This is a genomic window from Pragia fontium (genome assembly GCF_900638655.1).
Lineage (GTDB): Bacteria > Pseudomonadota > Gammaproteobacteria > Enterobacterales > Enterobacteriaceae > Pragia > Pragia fontium.
On the sequence record NZ_LR134531.1, the window covers coordinates 2,860,107 to 2,874,697 of the forward strand.

The following is a 14,591-nucleotide window of genomic DNA, read 5'->3' on the forward strand; positions in this document are numbered from 1 at the left end:
ATGCCGATTAAAAATATTATTGCTGAGGAGAAAACCATGGGTCTGTTCGATAAGCTGAAACAACTTGTTTCTGATGATAAGAAAGACGCTGGCAGCATAGAAATTGTTGCTCCGCTGTCCGGTGAAATAGTCAATATTGAAGACGTTCCAGACGTTGTATTTGCTGAAAAAATTGTAGGTGATGGTATTGCAATCAAACCTACTGGCAACAAAATGGTCGCTCCGGTAGATGGCACAATTGGTAAAATTTTTGAAACTAACCATGCCTTCTCTATCGAATCTGATAGTGGTATTGAACTGTTTGTTCACTTTGGTATTGATACTGTTGAACTGAAAGGCGAGGGCTTTAAGCGTATTGCTGAAGAAGGCCAACACGTAAAGAAAGGCGATTTAGTCATTGAATTTGATCTGGCCTTGCTGGAAGAAAAAGCTAAATCCACTCTGACGCCTGTAGTTATTTCTAATATGGATGAAATTAAAGAGCTGACTAAACTCAGCGGCACCGTTGTTGTGGGAGAAACACCGGTTATCCGTATTAAAAAATAAGATTACCCTCATTCAATAAAAATGGCGCCAAAAGGCGCCATTTTTATAATCTGATTAACCCACTTTATATCACGGCACTACTTTGCCAAGACGGCAAATGAATACTAATTTCCAAACCGTGCGGGCTAATATTTTTCGCTTCAATGCCACCACCGTGCGCTTTAACCACTTTACGTGCAATCGCCAGCCCCAGACCATAACCTTTTCCTGCTGAAGCCGATTTCACACGTACAAAAGGGTCAAAAATACTGGATAATTTATCCTCATCAACCCCAGGTCCTTGGTCCCTCACCTGAATAACCAAATCATTTTCTGCTTTGGTGAGTTCAACCCATATGGTTTGACCTTTACTGGAGAAGCGTAATGCATTGCGTACAATATTTTCAACCGCTCGGCGCATCAGTTCCGAATTACCTTTCACCGTAGCGTCTTCCTGAATATCGCTTTCCGCCTGTAGGATAATTTTAACCCCAGGAATTTGAGCCTCATAGTTCACATCGCTAACAACCGCTTCTAATAAACCGTACAGGTCAAAGTATTCCTCATCGGATATGCCAGTCGCATCAGTACGCGAAAGCGTTAACAGCTCACCAATCATCTTATCCAGCCGTACTGATTCATGTTCAATGCGCTGCAAAGAATTTTCCACATTCTGCGGATTTTGACGAGCTAAGCCAATCGCCAACTGTAGGCGAGCCAACGGTGTACGCAGCTCATGCGAGACATCATGTAACAAGGCTTCTCTGGCACCCACTAACAGTTTCAATCGTTCAACCATGGAGTCAAAATCACGGGCCATATCACTGAGTTCATCCCGACGTTGGCTCATAATCGGATAGAGACGAACTTCAAGATCCCCTTGGGCTACGCGATCAAAACCAGAACGCAACTGGCGCATGGGTTTGGTTAAGTGCCATGCCAATATTGCGCTAAACAGAAAGCCACCGATTCCTCCCAAGATTAACAAAGGGTTAGGTAAATTGAAAAAAGGTATTCTGCTGGATCGCTTTGGTCGATACTCTTTGCGCAGCGCTTCTACATCATATTTTAGCAGGTAGTTTTTCCCATCCCCTCCCCTGACGTGTTCCACCTTTACGTCATCCGTTAATGGGATTAATGAAGTACGTTCTGTACGCTCGGTAAGGGGGATTTTCAGATAGATTACTGCGATATGACGCTGATCGTTTACTGGCCATCCATCAGTCATTCGATTTAAACCATCGATCCCTTCCGCCTCTAAAACCGACACCGCCGCAGTAAACTGCAGCGAAACGATACGGTTAGCAATACGATTCTCGAAGGGTTCTTTTTGACTGGCATAATAATAGAACACCAGCCAAACGGCCTGAGTGATCACAATAAAGGTGATCCAGAAACCAATCAGAATTTTCCAAAAAAGACTTCGGCGCATAATCTTGTTACCTAATGCGATAGCCAATACTGCGCACGGTTTCAATAGACAAGGCATCACCGGCAATCAAACTCAGCTTCTGACGAATATTACTAATATGTACATCAACGCTGCGGTCATAAGCTTCTCGAGGACGCCCTAGCCCGGTTTCTGACAATTCATCCTTGGAAACCACCCGATCTTTTCCTTTCATCAATAGCATCAACAGATTGAATTCAGACGCCGTTAATTCAAAGAGTTCACCTTGCCATTCACTTGTACGCTGTAAAGAATCCAATCGTAAATGGCCTAAATGAATAATCGAGTCATCCTGAGGTTCAATATGCTCTTCAAAACGCCTTAACACAGCACGTAAGCGAGCGACCAGCTCTCGTGGATAACACGGTTTTGGTACATAATCATCCGCGCCCATTTCTAGCCCGATGACCCGATCGATATTATCCCCTTTCGCGGTCAACATAATAATCGGTATACGGCTCTTTTTACGCACTTTATTCAATACATCAATACCGCTCATATCCGGCAGCATAATATCCAAGATCATCGCGGCATATTCACCTGACATCGCGCCATCAATGCCGGCCTGGCCGGTTAAAACCACGCTTGCTGAGAATCCTTCAGCCTGTAGGTACTCTTGCAGCATATTGCCAAGTTCAACATCATCATCGACCAAAAGAATTCGCATATTGTCTCCCGATTATTATTCGCTTTATATTACCTATTTTTACGCCTTCAATTGCAATATGCAGCCAGTTTTACTGAAACCTTACATTTTCTTGATACGCAGTTTACGCCATTACGAGTAAACTCGTTGTACATGACAACATATTAAAGAATAGACTCATCAACTTACCGTCTCTTTTTCTGCTGTTCAATTTTTAAGGTTACTCAAATTTATGCAACTACCAACATTTAAACTACGATATATACTGTTGTTAGCGGGTATTCTTCTCGTCGGTTGGTTGATAAAAGCATACTTTTTCACTGAAACAGTGAAACCCAATTACATCACTGTTCCTGCCACCAAGGCCAACATAGAACGAACCGTTCTGGCTGACGGTTCAATAAAAGCCCTCAAACAAGTCAATGTCGGTGCCCAAGTCTCCGGCCAAATTAAAGCGTTGTTCGTTGAGCTGGGAGATAAGGTCAGCAAGGGCCAGGCTCTGGCAGAGATCGATGATCTACCGCAAAAAAATGAACTGCAAAATGCCGAGGCCGGTTTAAAAAGCGTACTGGCACGTCGTCAGGCTCAGTTGGCTACCCTAAAAAACAATCAGCAATCCTTCGAACGCCAGCGTCAAATTCTGGCTAAGGGCGTCGGCGCGCAGGCCGATTATGATAGCGCTAAAGCTCAACTGGATGCGACGAAAGCAGAAATAGAGTCACTCGACGCACAGATTGTTCAAGCGCAAATTGCCATGGATACCGCAAAACTGAATCTGGGCTATGCCAAAATCAGTTCTCCCATTGATGGTGTGGTTGTGGCCATCCCCGTAGAGGAAGGGCAGACTGTTAACGCCGTACAAAGCGCCCCCACCATCCTGAAAGTAGCCCAATTGGATACGATGACCATCAAGGCACAAATTTCTGAAGCAGATGTGCCAAAAGTTAAAGTGGGTATGCCGGTCTATTTCACGATCCTTGGTGAGTCTGGTAAGCGCTATAACGCCAAACTACGAGCAATAGAGCCAGCTCCCGACTCCATTAATACCAGCGATAGTTCAACATCCAGTTCATCTAATACCACCACCAACGCTATCTATTATAATGGGCTGTTTGACGTAGAGAATCCTGATGGCAAGCTACGTATTTCTATGACCGCGCAAGTGTATATTATTCTGGATCAAGCGAAGGATGCCATCGTCATCCCTGCCACTGCGCTAAATCAGGTAGACCATGATGGCAACGCGACGATACAAGTGGTCGATACGTCAGGAAAAATCTTACAGAAAAAAGTTAAAACTGGTATTAACAACAATGTCGATGTACAGATTATCTCCGGCCTGAATGAAGGTGAAAACGTCATTATTAGCGAAGGTAGCTGGGGAGATTCAGCTCAATCCAAACATATGCAGATTGGGATGTAATCTAATGCCTCAACCATTACTGCAGCTAGATAACATCACCCGACAGTTTCCTGCAGGTGAGCAAACCGTTACCGTTTTAAAAGATATTCATCTAACCATTCACTCCGGCGAAATGGTGGCTATCGTTGGCGCCTCCGGTTCGGGCAAATCAACGTTAATGAATATTCTTGGCTGTCTGGATAAACCCAGTAGCGGAACCTATCGCATCGCTGGCCGAGCAACTAACCAACTGGCACCGGACGATCTCGCCGAACTACGTCGGGAACATTTTGGCTTTATCTTTCAGCGCTATCATTTACTCGGTGATTTAACCGCGGCAGGTAATGTGGAAGTTCCCGCCATCTATGCTGGCACCGAACGTCAAAAACGCAAAGAACGCGCCATTGCCCTACTCACCAGACTTGGGTTGGAAGAGAGAACCAGCTATCGCCCAAGCCAACTATCCGGTGGCCAACAACAGCGGGTCAGTATCGCGCGGGCGTTAATGAACGGTGGTCAGATTATTTTGGCGGATGAACCAACCGGCGCGCTGGATAAGCACAGCGGTCAGGAAGTGCTTAAAATCCTCAAAGACTTGCATCAACAAGGCCATACCGTGGTTATTGTTACCCATGATATGCAAATCGCTGAACATGCTGAACGGATTATTGAAATCAGCGATGGCAGTATTATTGCTGACCGCGTTAATCACCAACAACAGAATGTCACTACAGCCAAACGTGATTCTTCCTCCCATTCGACTAAAACCAACAACGGCTGGCTGGCCCTACGCGATCGTTTTGTCGATGCCTTTAAAATGGCCTTATTGGCCATGTTTTCCCAGCGCCTACGCACGTTTCTCACCATGCTGGGCATTATTATCGGTATTGCCTCCGTGGTTTCGGTGGTCGCCCTTGGCGAAGGTTCACGGCAGAAAATTCTGGCTGATATCAGTTCAATGGGCACCAGCACACTCGAGGTATTTCCCGGCAGTGATTTTGGCGATCAAAAAGCCGGTAGCATTCATACGCTCAGAGCCAGTGATGCCGATGCCCTCAGTCAACAAAGCTATGTGCACAGCGTGACGCCCAGCATATCTACTTCTACCATCTTTCGGGTTAATAACCAGTCTGTTAGCGGTACGGTGAACGGTGTAGGTCAACAGTTTTTCGATGTGCGCGGCTATAAAATGGAATTAGGTATGTCCTTCAACCAGAGCAGTGTCGATTCGCTGGCTCAGGATGTAGTGATTGATGCCAATACCAGAGAGAAACTGTTTGGCAAAAACAGTAATCCACTCGGTCAGGTTATTTTACTGGGTAACCTTCCGGCGCGAATTATTGGCGTAGCCAAAGAGCAGCAAGGTGGTTTCGGTAGCAGCGAAAGCCTGAACGTTTGGCTACCTTACACCACCGTCATGAATCGTATGCTAGGACAATCTTATCTCAGAAGTATTACCGTGCGGATTAAAGATAATATTGATATGGATGTCGCCGAACAAGGCGTCACTAAGCTGTTAACCCAGCGCCATGGCACGCAAGACTTCTTTATTTTCAATACCGATAATATCCGTCAAACTATTGAGAAAACCACTGCCACCATGACTCTACTCGTTTCGATGATTGCGGTTATTTCTCTTATTGTTGGCGGTATCGGCGTGATGAATATCATGCTGGTATCAGTCACAGAACGGACGCGAGAAATTGGCGTTCGTATGGCGGTTGGAGCGCGATCCAGCGACATCATGCAGCAGTTCTTAATCGAAGCTATATTGGTCTGTCTGCTTGGCGGTACATTGGGTGTTGGACTAGCGCTGGGGATTGGCGCTATTTTTGATAGTTTGGTCAGTAGCTTTTCGATGATTTATTCCATCACCTCGATTGTGGCCGCATTTATCTGCTCGACCTTAATCGGTGTGATATTTGGTTTCTTCCCGGCGCGTCGCGCGGCACAAATGGATCCCATACATGCGTTAGAGCGGGAATAAATCGAGAATGGTCGACCCGACGCCAGTTAGCGCCAGGAACTATTTCAGCCTGATTGCGCTCGGTGATTATGTTTTTCAATCAATGAATCAATCACCATCTCATCAGCCATTAAAAACGCCGGTTGATAAATAGCGATCGCCTCGATCGCAAATCACCGTAACAATTAACGCATTTTTATGCTGTGCAGCAATACGTAATGCCCCGGCAACCGCGCCACCAGAACTCACACCACAGAAGATACCTTCACGGGTTGCCAGCTGTTTCATGGTCTGCTCTGCTTCTGCCTGAGTAATATCCAGTACCTGATCAACTAACTGGGGGCGAAAAATCCCCGGCAGATACCCCGGCGACCAGCGGCGAATACCTGGAATACTGCTTCCTTCCGCTGGCTGTAAGCCAATAACCTGAATGTGCTCATTTTGTGATTTTAGATAGCGACTAACGCCGGTAATCGTCCCGGTAGTGCCCATGCTGGAAACAAAGTGGCTGACCTTTCCGCTCGTCTGCTGCCAAATTTCCGGCCCCGTAGTGGTGAAATGAGCATAAGGATTATCATTGTTATTAAACTGATCCAGAATCGTTCCCTCTCCGGCATCGGCCATTTGCTGAGCCAAATCCCTAGCCCCTTCCATCCCTTGCTCTCGGCTAACCAGCACCAACTCTGCACCATAGGCGCGCATGGAGGCTTGTCGTTCAAGACTCATGTTTTCCGGCATAATCAGCCGTAAAGCATACCCCTTTAGCGCAGCAATCATTGCCAACGCAATGCCGGTGTTACCGCTAGTTGCCTCTATCAGTCTATCTCCGGGGCGAATCTCACCGCGCAGTTCTGCATTTTGAATCATTGCCAGCGCTGCACGATCTTTTACCGAACCCGCCGGATTATTTCCTTCCAGCTTAACCCAAATGTCACTCTGCAAACCTTGCGTTAAACGCTGTAATTTCACTAACGGGGTATTACCGATATAGTCTTCTAAAGTTGACACAATGATTCCCTGACAAATACCAATAGTTATTCAGTTTAGTACCTTAGGCACTTTTAGCATAAGGAAAAGTCTGCTGTAGCAAACGCTCCCCGGCATACAAACGAGCACGCTCACCACCGATAAAATAGTGTTCACCTTTCTTCGGCGGCATACCATGCTCATGGCTAAACGTGACGTTAAGTGGTTCACCTTGCCAACCCACCGGTTGTAACGTTAGTTGCCAATAATGCCCTTTAGGAATGCTATCGGCGACCACAACCGGTAATACGCAATGTTGAGTCACACTAGTGCTGAGCTCCACTTCCCACGGACGCAGATAAAGCTCTACCACTCCCTGATCAAGTGGGGACACTTCTAACGGCCAGTGATGCTGACCAATCAATAAGCGGTTGCCTTTAATCTCACCCTGAATTCGATTGACCTCACCCAGAAACTCCAATACAAAGCGACTCTCAGGCTCACGCATCACTTCATCCGGTGTACCAACCTGTTCAATATGTCCCTGACTCATCACCACTACCCGATCGGCAATTTCCATCGCTTCTTCTTGGTCGTGAGTCACAAACACGCTGGTAAACTTTAGTTCCTGATGTAACTGACGTAACCAACTACGTAATTCTTTACGCACCTGAGCATCCAACGCCCCGAAGGGTTCATCCAGCAATAATATTTGGGGATCGACCGCTAACGCTCTGGCTAAGGCGACCCGTTGACGTTGACCACCGGATAGCTGAGACGGAAAACGATTACCAAGGTGTCCAAGCTGCACCATTTCCAGCAAATTATCGACTTTCTGCTTAATCGCGGCTGGCGTTGGACGTCGATGACCCGGTAATACGCTCAATCCAAAAGCGACATTGTCAAACACCGACATATGGCGGAATAAAGCGTAGTGCTGGAAAACAAAGCCAACCTGACGATCGCGAGCGTGAACTCGACTGACGTCTTTACCATTAAAGCTCAGTTGGCCAGAATTTTGATACTCCAGCCCGGCAATAATTCTTAGCAACGTCGTTTTACCGGAACCCGATGGGCCTAATAGCGCCAACATCTCGCCAGAATTGATATCCAGAGAGATATCCTGCAATACCTTAGTACGGTCAAAGTATTTATTAATACCTTTAATCTCAATGCTCATGATTCATCTCCACAATATCGTTTTTCTTCTGACGAGCGATACGCCACTGAAGCGTACTTTTTAAAAACAGCGTCACAATCGCCATTAAGGTCAACAGTCCCGCGGCGGTAAAAGCGGCGGCGGTATTATAATCCTGATGCAACAGCTCAACCTGTAACGGCAAAGTATAAGTTTCACCACGTACAGAGCCCGAAACGACGGATACCGCCCCAAATTCACCAATTGCTCGGGCGTTAGTCAGTACCACACCATACAACAGCGCCCAACGAATATTCGGTAGCGTTACCCGATAGAACATCTGCCAACCGGATGCCCCCAACAATACTGCGGCTTCATCCTCCTGACTGCCTTGACTCATCATCACTGGCACCAGCTCACGGACTACAAATGGACAGGTAACAAAAATAGTCACCAGCGCCATCCCCTGCCATGAGAACATCAGTTGAATATTATGGGATTCCAGCCAGCCACCTACTACGCCGTTAGAACCGTATAACAGGAGATACAATAAACCAGCAACCACCGGCGACACGGCAAAGGGAATATCAATGAGCGTTAATAGCAGTTGACGACCGCGAAACTGAAAACGTGTCACCAACCATGCCAGAAGCGTACCGAACACCAGATTAATCGGCACGGTAATCAGCGCGATCAACACCGTTAACCACAAAGCATGCAACATATCCGGATCGATTAAGTTATTCCATAGCGCTGCAACACCGGCAGAAAAAGCGGTGATAAAAATCGCTATCATCGGTATCACCAACAGCAGTACGGAAATGGTGACGCCAATGATAATCAGCGCCCACTTTCCCCAGTTGATCTGGCTTATTCCTGAATCTTGAGAATAAGAAAAATCTGTCATCAATGGCCTCCAACACGTTTACCGTAGCGGCTTTGCAATACGTTAGCAAAAAACAGCAGAACCAGAGACGCCGCCAGAATCACTGAAGCAATCGCGCTGGCCGCCGCATAGTTAAACTCCTGCAAACGGATAAAAATCATCAGTGAAGTCACTTCGGTTTTCCAGGCCATGTTGCCAGCAATAAAAATCACTGCGCCAAACTCACCCAGACTGCGAGTAAACGACAAAACGGTACCGGTCATTAATGCTGGTGCCACTTCAGGTAATACCACCCGACGAAAACTCTGCCAGCGGCTGGCGCCTAACGTTTCAGCCGCCTCTTCATATTCCGGCCCCAGTTCTTCCAATACTGGCTGTACCGTTCTAATCACAAAAGGAATACTGGTAAATGCCATGGCTAACGCGATGCCTAACCAAGTAAAAGAAACTTTAATGCCTAATTCCGCTAACCATGTACCGTACCATCCGGTCGTAGAAAACAGACTGGCCAGCGTTAAACCCGCCACCGCCGTCGGCAATGCAAAAGGTAAATCCATCAACCCATCCAACAAGGTGCGCCCCGGGAAGCGATAACGAGTTAGAATCCAAGCCATTAACATGCCAAATAGGGCATTGAAAATGCTGGCAACCGCCGCCGCCAGCAAGGTCACTTTATAAGCGGCCACAACCTGTGGATGAGTCACTACCTGCCAGTACTCCTGCCAGCTCATATTTCCAAGCTGCATTACTAATGCGCTTATGGGCAACAGAAGAATTAAGCAGGTAAACAACAGACTACTCCCTAAACTCAGGGAGAATCCGGGTAATACACGCTTAGCAGGTATCGATAGCAACATTAGTTTTTATGTCCCACAGCCAGTAACTGATCCAGAACACCGTCGGTACTAAAATGAACTTTCATTACTTGTTCCCAACTACCGAATTGGTCTTCAATTTTAAACAGCTTCACTTCAGGGAACTGGCTCTTCGCGGTCTTCATCGCTGCTTGGTCATAAACCCGATAGTTATAACGAGTAAAAACCTGCTGAGCTTGTGGGCTATATAAGAAATTCAGATAGGCTTTAGCCTGCTTTTCAGTCCCATTACGCTGCGTGTTCTTGTCTACCCAGGCTACTGGGAATTCCGCCAAAATATCTACCGCAGGCACCACCACATCGTAGTTATCTGCGCCGTACTGTTTCTGAATATTATTCACTTCAGACTCAAAGCTAATCAGCACATCACCTAAACCACGTTCAACGAACGATGTCGTTGCCCCACGGCCACCCACATCGAATACCGCTACGTTTTTCAGAAAACGCGTCATCCATTCACGGGTTTTAGACTCATTTCCACCATCAGCAAGGTTGGTCGCTCCCCAAGCGGCTAAATAGGTATAACGACCATTGCCGGACGTTTTAGGATTGGGAAAGACCAGCTTTACATCATCACGTACCAGATCATCCCAGCCTTTAATATTTTTGGGATTACCTTTACGCACCAGAAAAGCCATAGTGGAGTAGTAAGGAGAACTATTATTTGGTAAACGAGCCTGCCAATCGGCAGGAATCAGATTCCCTTTGTCATGCAGGATCTGCACATCCGTCACCTGATTATAGGTAACCACATCGGCCTTTAAACCTTGTAAAATAGCTAAAGCCTGTTTTGATGAACCGGCATGAGACTGCTTGATGGTCAAGTCCTCACCGCTTTGCTGCTTCCACTGTTGGACAAACAGCGGATTAATTTCAGCAAACAGTTCACGGGAAATGTCATAAGAACTGTTTAACAGTTCTGCGGCAGAAACCGAACCCGTAGCAACCAACGTTGCCAGAACCCAACCTTTTAGCCATACCTTTTTCATTTCACACTCCCACTTATCGTCGAAACAGCGTGATTAAACAACGCTCTGATAAGTCATAGTGTATGGTTAGATTTCAGTTATATATAACGTTTTCATATACCGTTTAGCACTGATTTAGAGCTAAAAAGCATATGCTGAATTGAAGCGGGATCGGGGAAAGAATTAAGCGGGGTAACCGTCAGCAAAAGATAAAGCGACAGAATATCCATCTCGATATTCTGCCAGAATAACGAAAAATTACAGTGAGAGAAGCTTATCCAGCGATGGAGCAAAATAGTAGCTGCCGGTAACTGGCTTACTGAATCTTAAGAGTTGGTCGGTTTTACCATCGGCTTCACCAAACATGCTTAACAGCTGCTGCTCAATATTGTGTAAACGGGCACAGTAAGCGATAAAGAACAGGCCATGATCGCCGCTTGCGGTACCATACGGCAGGCTTTGACGGATAATTTTTAAACCAGCACCGTCTTCTTTCAGGTCTACTCGACCAAGGTGAGAGGTTGGTTGGCGTTTATCCGAGGGTAGCTCCTCATTATCAACTTTGGTGCGGCCCATCGCATTTTCCTGCGCTTTAACCGGCATAGTGTTCCAAACGTCAAGATTATGCACATAGCGCTGAACCATCACATAGCTGCCGCCGGCATCTTGACCAGTAGGAATAATTCCCACGCCAGGGCGAGCATCACCCGTCGGGTTTTCTGTTCCATCAACGAAACCACTCAGATCGCGTTCTTCCGTCCAACGGAAACCATGAGTCTCTTCATCAACGCTAATGGCATCACCGAATGCCTTCAACGCAGCCTGAGCCAGAGTAAAGTTAATATCGTGACGCTGGGAAAGAATATGGATCAACATATCGCGCTGTGTCGCCGGTGCCAAGCCATTGCCTAACGGTTTAAACGGTTTTAGCTCTTCAGCACCCTGACCAGCAGACAAGCTTTTCCATAGGTCAGAACCAAATGAAACCACCGCGCCTAATGCTGCTTCCGGGAATTTTTGTTGTAGGTCATTTAACGCGCTAACGAATTGCTTACAACCGTTACGAATCTGTTCTAAATCACGCCCAGCCTTTGCTTCAATAACTTTTGCTTCGATAAATATGCCAAAACGACAGTGTTCCGGCAGAATTCCACTCTGTGCCTGAGCCATTATTCAGTCCTCATATCGGTGAAAAAGCGGCTCTATATTCAGAGCCGCTTCAATAGAAATAATGAGACTATAATAACCAAATTAGAGTGTACTATCATGCGTTAACTCAAATCTGACTAAAGATTTAAGCGATTATTTCGATTGCCAAATCATTTTGCTAATCGTCCAGTGTTGGAGTTTATCATCCGATGGCATGATCGTGACGGGTCCCATCCACTCACCGCTGAAGACATAAGTAATCAGGCGACTTTCTCGAGAACGACAGACTACTTTACCGCTATTCTCATCAGATCCGACTTCACAAACACCAAACGCTTTTTCATATAAATCGCTAAACTCGGTTCCTACGTGGGTACCGGTACTTGTTTGGATGCTCTTATCCATAACCTCAATACGATTAACCCGATTATTAGCGTTACCATGAAAAACTAACGCGACTTTATCACCGTCCATCGCTTCATAATATGAAACCATTTGGCCGCCGGACATCGACATCCCTTTACGCAGACGATAATCACCATCCAAGGTTTTATTCAAAATACGTTCATCCAGAGGCGTCGTAGCAGAGATACCGCTTAAACCGTTATTGCTCAGTTCCAGACTGCTACCAAACCAATTGGTTGGCGATAGCTTAGACCAAGAAAAACTACTAATCGTTGAACATCCACTCAGTAATAAAGGGGCCAACAATAAAACAACTCTTATATTCATCTATCATCCTATCGGGTAAATGGAGCAACGGGACTACGCAACTTAATATTCCTGATCTTCTATCAGACGCTTACCGATGCAAACCGTATCCTGAATTTCATACCCCAACTTCTCATACATACCGATAACCGCCTCATTATCATCACGCACCAAAAGCTGTAATTTCGGGCAGCCACGAGCAATCAGTTTCTTCTCCAACCGGCTAATAAGGGCGTTAGCGATCCCTCTACCGCGGTAATCAGGATGTACACCGAGGTAATACGCTGAGCCACGATGACCATCGTATCCGCCCATAATCGTACCAACTACCTCTCCTCCGACCTCGGCAACTAAAAACAGTTCAGGATTGTTATACTGTTTACGTTCAATATCTGTTTCAGGATCGTTCCACGGGCGCAGCAAATCACAACGTTCCCATAACGTTACAACATCTTCAAAGTCATCTTGTTTATAGATACGGATTTCCATCATATTCACCGTTTAACCCTGCAATATTCCACGATTATGGTAAGTTTAGCGTTAAGTGCAATAGATAAGTAAATATTCCCATCAAGATAGGGTAAATTACCCCACAGAATTGGCACTAAAAATCGTATTTATTACTCCGCTATACAAATTAAGGATTGTTCATGCAAATCTGGGTCGATGCAGACGCCTGCCCCAATGTGATTAAAGAGGTTCTATTCCGGGCGGCTGAGCGTACGCATATTACCGTCACATTGGTCGCCAACCAATATATCAAAACGCCACCATCACCCTATATTCGCAGCTTGCAGGTACCTTCCGGCTTTGATGTGGCGGACAACGAAATCGTCAAGCGTACCGAGCCCGGCGATCTAGTAATCACTGCCGACATTCCTCTGGCAGCAGAAGTACTGGAAAAAGGAGGAAACGCCATTAACCCTCGCGGAGAGCGTTACTCACCGGCGACCATCCGCGAACGACTCACCATGCGCGATTTTATGGATACCATGCGATCCAGCGGCATACAAACCGGCGGCCCAAACAGCATGACCCAACGTGACCGCCAACAGTTTGCTAATGAACTGGATAAATGGCTGCTTAGCGCGAAACAAGCCAAATAAAAAAGCCTGCAATATTCATTGCAGGCTCAGATTGCTGACAAAGTGCTAATATACGTAATCGTCGTGAGAGACGGGCTACGCTCGCTGAAGCTGAGTACTGATGCCCTTCCGGCCAAGCACAACACCTAATATCAGCACTATGCTCTTACGGCCGGAATATCCCCGATGACTGATTTACCTTATCGGCAACATCAGAACCCATTCGGTATATCTGTCATATCAGGCAGCTTATGCGCAATTCCCTTATGACAATCAATACAGGTTTTTCCTTCTTTAATCGCCATACTGTGCATTTTGGTCGCTACCGTTTTCTGCTCGGTAAAGTCCATATAATCAAAGTTGTGGCAATTACGGCACTCTTGCGAATTATTCGCTTCCATACGCGACCACTCATTTTTCGCCATCGCTAAACGGTGAGCGTCAAATTTCTGCGGCGTATCGATAAGTCCCATCGCTTTACCATACAGCTCTTTAGAGGCTTTGATTTTACGCACCATCTTAGGAATAAACTCTTTCGGCACGTGGCAATCAGAACATACCGCACGTACACCAGTACGGTTACTGTAGTGCACCGTATCCATATATTCCTGATAGACGTTATCACGCATCTCATGGCAGCTAATACAGAATTTCTCGCTGTTCATCACTTCCATACCGGTGTTAAAACCACCCCAGAAAACGATGCCAGCAACAAAGCCCATAACCAATAACGTACCAATTGCTAAACGACTAGGCGTACGAAACCAAGTCCATACCCGGCGGATTACTCCTGGTTTTTTCTCTTTACTCATTGTAATCCCCCG

Annotated in this window: 15 protein-coding genes; 4 read left to right on the forward strand and 11 right to left on the reverse strand. The window is 46.2% G+C overall.

Annotated elements, in window-relative coordinates:
- Positions 1–36: 36 nt before the first annotated feature.
- Positions 37–546 carry a PTS glucose transporter subunit IIA gene (gene crr, locus EL341_RS12380; protein ID WP_047782723.1) on the forward strand — a complete coding sequence of 170 codons (510 nt, stop codon included), beginning with the start codon at positions 37–39 and terminating at the stop codon, positions 544–546.
- A gap of 64 nt (positions 547–610) precedes the next feature.
- Here crr and EL341_RS12385 read toward each other — a convergent pair whose 3' ends face one another.
- Both EL341_RS12385 and EL341_RS12390 read right to left on the reverse strand, forming a co-directional pair.
- A complete protein-coding gene (locus EL341_RS12385; RefSeq protein ID WP_047781615.1) occupies positions 611–1,957 on the reverse strand; it encodes an ATP-binding protein in 1,347 nt (448 codons plus the stop codon).
- Positions 1,958–1,964: 7 nt separating this feature from the next.
- Positions 1,965–2,642, reverse strand: coding sequence for a response regulator transcription factor (locus tag EL341_RS12390; RefSeq protein ID WP_047781616.1), 678 nt, complete (start codon positions 2,640–2,642; stop codon positions 1,965–1,967).
- A 211-nt stretch (positions 2,643–2,853) separates the two neighbouring features.
- Here EL341_RS12390 and EL341_RS12395 point away from each other — a divergent pair, with 211 nt between their 5' ends.
- Together EL341_RS12395 and EL341_RS12400 are read left to right on the forward strand one after the other, a co-directional pair.
- Positions 2,854–4,044 carry an efflux RND transporter periplasmic adaptor subunit gene (locus EL341_RS12395; RefSeq protein ID WP_126467877.1) on the forward strand — a complete coding sequence of 397 codons (1,191 nt, stop codon included), beginning with the start codon at positions 2,854–2,856 and terminating at the stop codon, positions 4,042–4,044.
- Positions 4,045–4,048: 4 nt separating this feature from the next.
- The gene (locus tag EL341_RS12400) at positions 4,049–6,010 is read left to right on the forward strand and encodes a MacB family efflux pump subunit (protein ID WP_047781618.1); all 1,962 of its coding nucleotides are present in this window, start codon (positions 4,049–4,051) and stop codon (positions 6,008–6,010) included.
- 102 nt (positions 6,011–6,112) lie between these two features.
- Here EL341_RS12400 and cysM read toward each other — a convergent pair whose 3' ends face one another.
- From cysM to EL341_RS12440, 8 genes are all read right to left on the reverse strand, one after another.
- Entirely contained in the window at positions 6,113–6,997 is an 885-nt protein-coding gene (gene cysM / locus EL341_RS12405; RefSeq protein ID WP_126467879.1) for a cysteine synthase CysM, read from the reverse strand.
- Positions 6,998–7,040: 43 nt separating this feature from the next.
- Positions 7,041–8,135, reverse strand: coding sequence for a sulfate/thiosulfate ABC transporter ATP-binding protein CysA (cysA, locus tag EL341_RS12410; RefSeq protein WP_047781620.1), 1,095 nt, complete (start codon positions 8,133–8,135; stop codon positions 7,041–7,043).
- Positions 8,125–9,000, reverse strand: coding sequence for a sulfate/thiosulfate ABC transporter permease CysW (gene cysW / locus EL341_RS12415; protein WP_126467881.1), 876 nt, complete (start codon positions 8,998–9,000; stop codon positions 8,125–8,127). The genes cysA and cysW overlap by 11 nt, the downstream gene beginning before the upstream one ends.
- Positions 9,000–9,833, reverse strand: coding sequence for a sulfate/thiosulfate ABC transporter permease CysT (gene cysT / locus EL341_RS12420; RefSeq protein ID WP_126468273.1), 834 nt, complete (start codon positions 9,831–9,833; stop codon positions 9,000–9,002). The genes cysW and cysT overlap by 1 nt, the downstream gene beginning before the upstream one ends.
- A gap of 2 nt (positions 9,834–9,835) precedes the next feature.
- Positions 9,836–10,843, reverse strand: a complete 1,008-nt coding sequence (cysP, locus tag EL341_RS12425; RefSeq protein ID WP_114986914.1) for a thiosulfate ABC transporter substrate-binding protein CysP — start codon at positions 10,841–10,843, stop codon at positions 9,836–9,838.
- A 237-nt stretch (positions 10,844–11,080) separates the two neighbouring features.
- Positions 11,081–11,992, reverse strand: a complete 912-nt coding sequence (locus EL341_RS12430) for a Dyp-type peroxidase (RefSeq protein WP_074823286.1) — start codon at positions 11,990–11,992, stop codon at positions 11,081–11,083.
- 132 nt (positions 11,993–12,124) lie between these two features.
- Entirely contained in the window at positions 12,125–12,703 is a 579-nt protein-coding gene (locus tag EL341_RS12435; protein WP_114986916.1) for an RpoE-regulated lipoprotein, read from the reverse strand.
- 42 nt (positions 12,704–12,745) lie between these two features.
- On the reverse strand, positions 12,746–13,171 hold the full coding sequence (locus tag EL341_RS12440) for a GNAT family acetyltransferase (RefSeq protein ID WP_047781625.1): 426 nt from the start codon (positions 13,169–13,171) through the stop codon (positions 12,746–12,748).
- A 161-nt stretch (positions 13,172–13,332) separates the two neighbouring features.
- On the opposite strand from EL341_RS12440, the gene EL341_RS12445 reads away from it, so the two are divergent.
- On the forward strand, positions 13,333–13,788 hold the full coding sequence (locus EL341_RS12445; protein WP_047781626.1) for a YaiI/YqxD family protein: 456 nt from the start codon (positions 13,333–13,335) through the stop codon (positions 13,786–13,788).
- 191 nt (positions 13,789–13,979) lie between these two features.
- Here the strand turns inward: EL341_RS12445 and napC are convergent, their stop codons facing one another.
- Positions 13,980–14,579, reverse strand: a complete 600-nt coding sequence (gene napC / locus EL341_RS12450) for a cytochrome c-type protein NapC (RefSeq protein ID WP_047781627.1) — start codon at positions 14,577–14,579, stop codon at positions 13,980–13,982.
- Positions 14,580–14,591 lie beyond the last annotated feature (12 nt).

Excerpts from the sequence above, each read along its gene's own strand:
- cysP (WP_114986914.1), bottom strand. The coding sequence starts at position 10,843 with ATGAAAAAGGTATGGCTAAAAGGTTGGGTTCTGGCAACGTTGGTTGCT.
- napC (WP_047781627.1), bottom strand. The coding sequence starts at position 14,579 with ATGAGTAAAGAGAAAAAACCAGGAGTAATCCGCCGGGTATGGACTTGG.
- EL341_RS12435 (WP_114986916.1), bottom strand. The coding sequence starts at position 12,703 with ATGAATATAAGAGTTGTTTTATTGTTGGCCCCTTTATTACTGAGTGGA.
- EL341_RS12385 (WP_047781615.1), bottom strand. The coding sequence starts at position 1,957 with ATGCGCCGAAGTCTTTTTTGGAAAATTCTGATTGGTTTCTGGATCACC.
- EL341_RS12430 (WP_074823286.1), bottom strand. The coding sequence starts at position 11,992 with ATGGCTCAGGCACAGAGTGGAATTCTGCCGGAACACTGTCGTTTTGGC.
- EL341_RS12445 (WP_047781626.1), top strand. The coding sequence starts at position 13,333 with ATGCAAATCTGGGTCGATGCAGACGCCTGCCCCAATGTGATTAAAGAG.
- EL341_RS12395 (WP_126467877.1), top strand. The coding sequence starts at position 2,854 with ATGCAACTACCAACATTTAAACTACGATATATACTGTTGTTAGCGGGT.
- EL341_RS12400 (WP_047781618.1), top strand. The coding sequence starts at position 4,049 with ATGCCTCAACCATTACTGCAGCTAGATAACATCACCCGACAGTTTCCT.
- cysW (WP_126467881.1), bottom strand. The coding sequence starts at position 9,000 with ATGACAGATTTTTCTTATTCTCAAGATTCAGGAATAAGCCAGATCAAC.
- EL341_RS12440 (WP_047781625.1), bottom strand. The coding sequence starts at position 13,171 with ATGGAAATCCGTATCTATAAACAAGATGACTTTGAAGATGTTGTAACG.
- crr (WP_047782723.1), top strand. The coding sequence starts at position 37 with ATGGGTCTGTTCGATAAGCTGAAACAACTTGTTTCTGATGATAAGAAA.
- EL341_RS12390 (WP_047781616.1), bottom strand. The coding sequence starts at position 2,642 with ATGCGAATTCTTTTGGTCGATGATGATGTTGAACTTGGCAATATGCTG.
- cysA (WP_047781620.1), bottom strand. The coding sequence starts at position 8,135 with ATGAGCATTGAGATTAAAGGTATTAATAAATACTTTGACCGTACTAAG.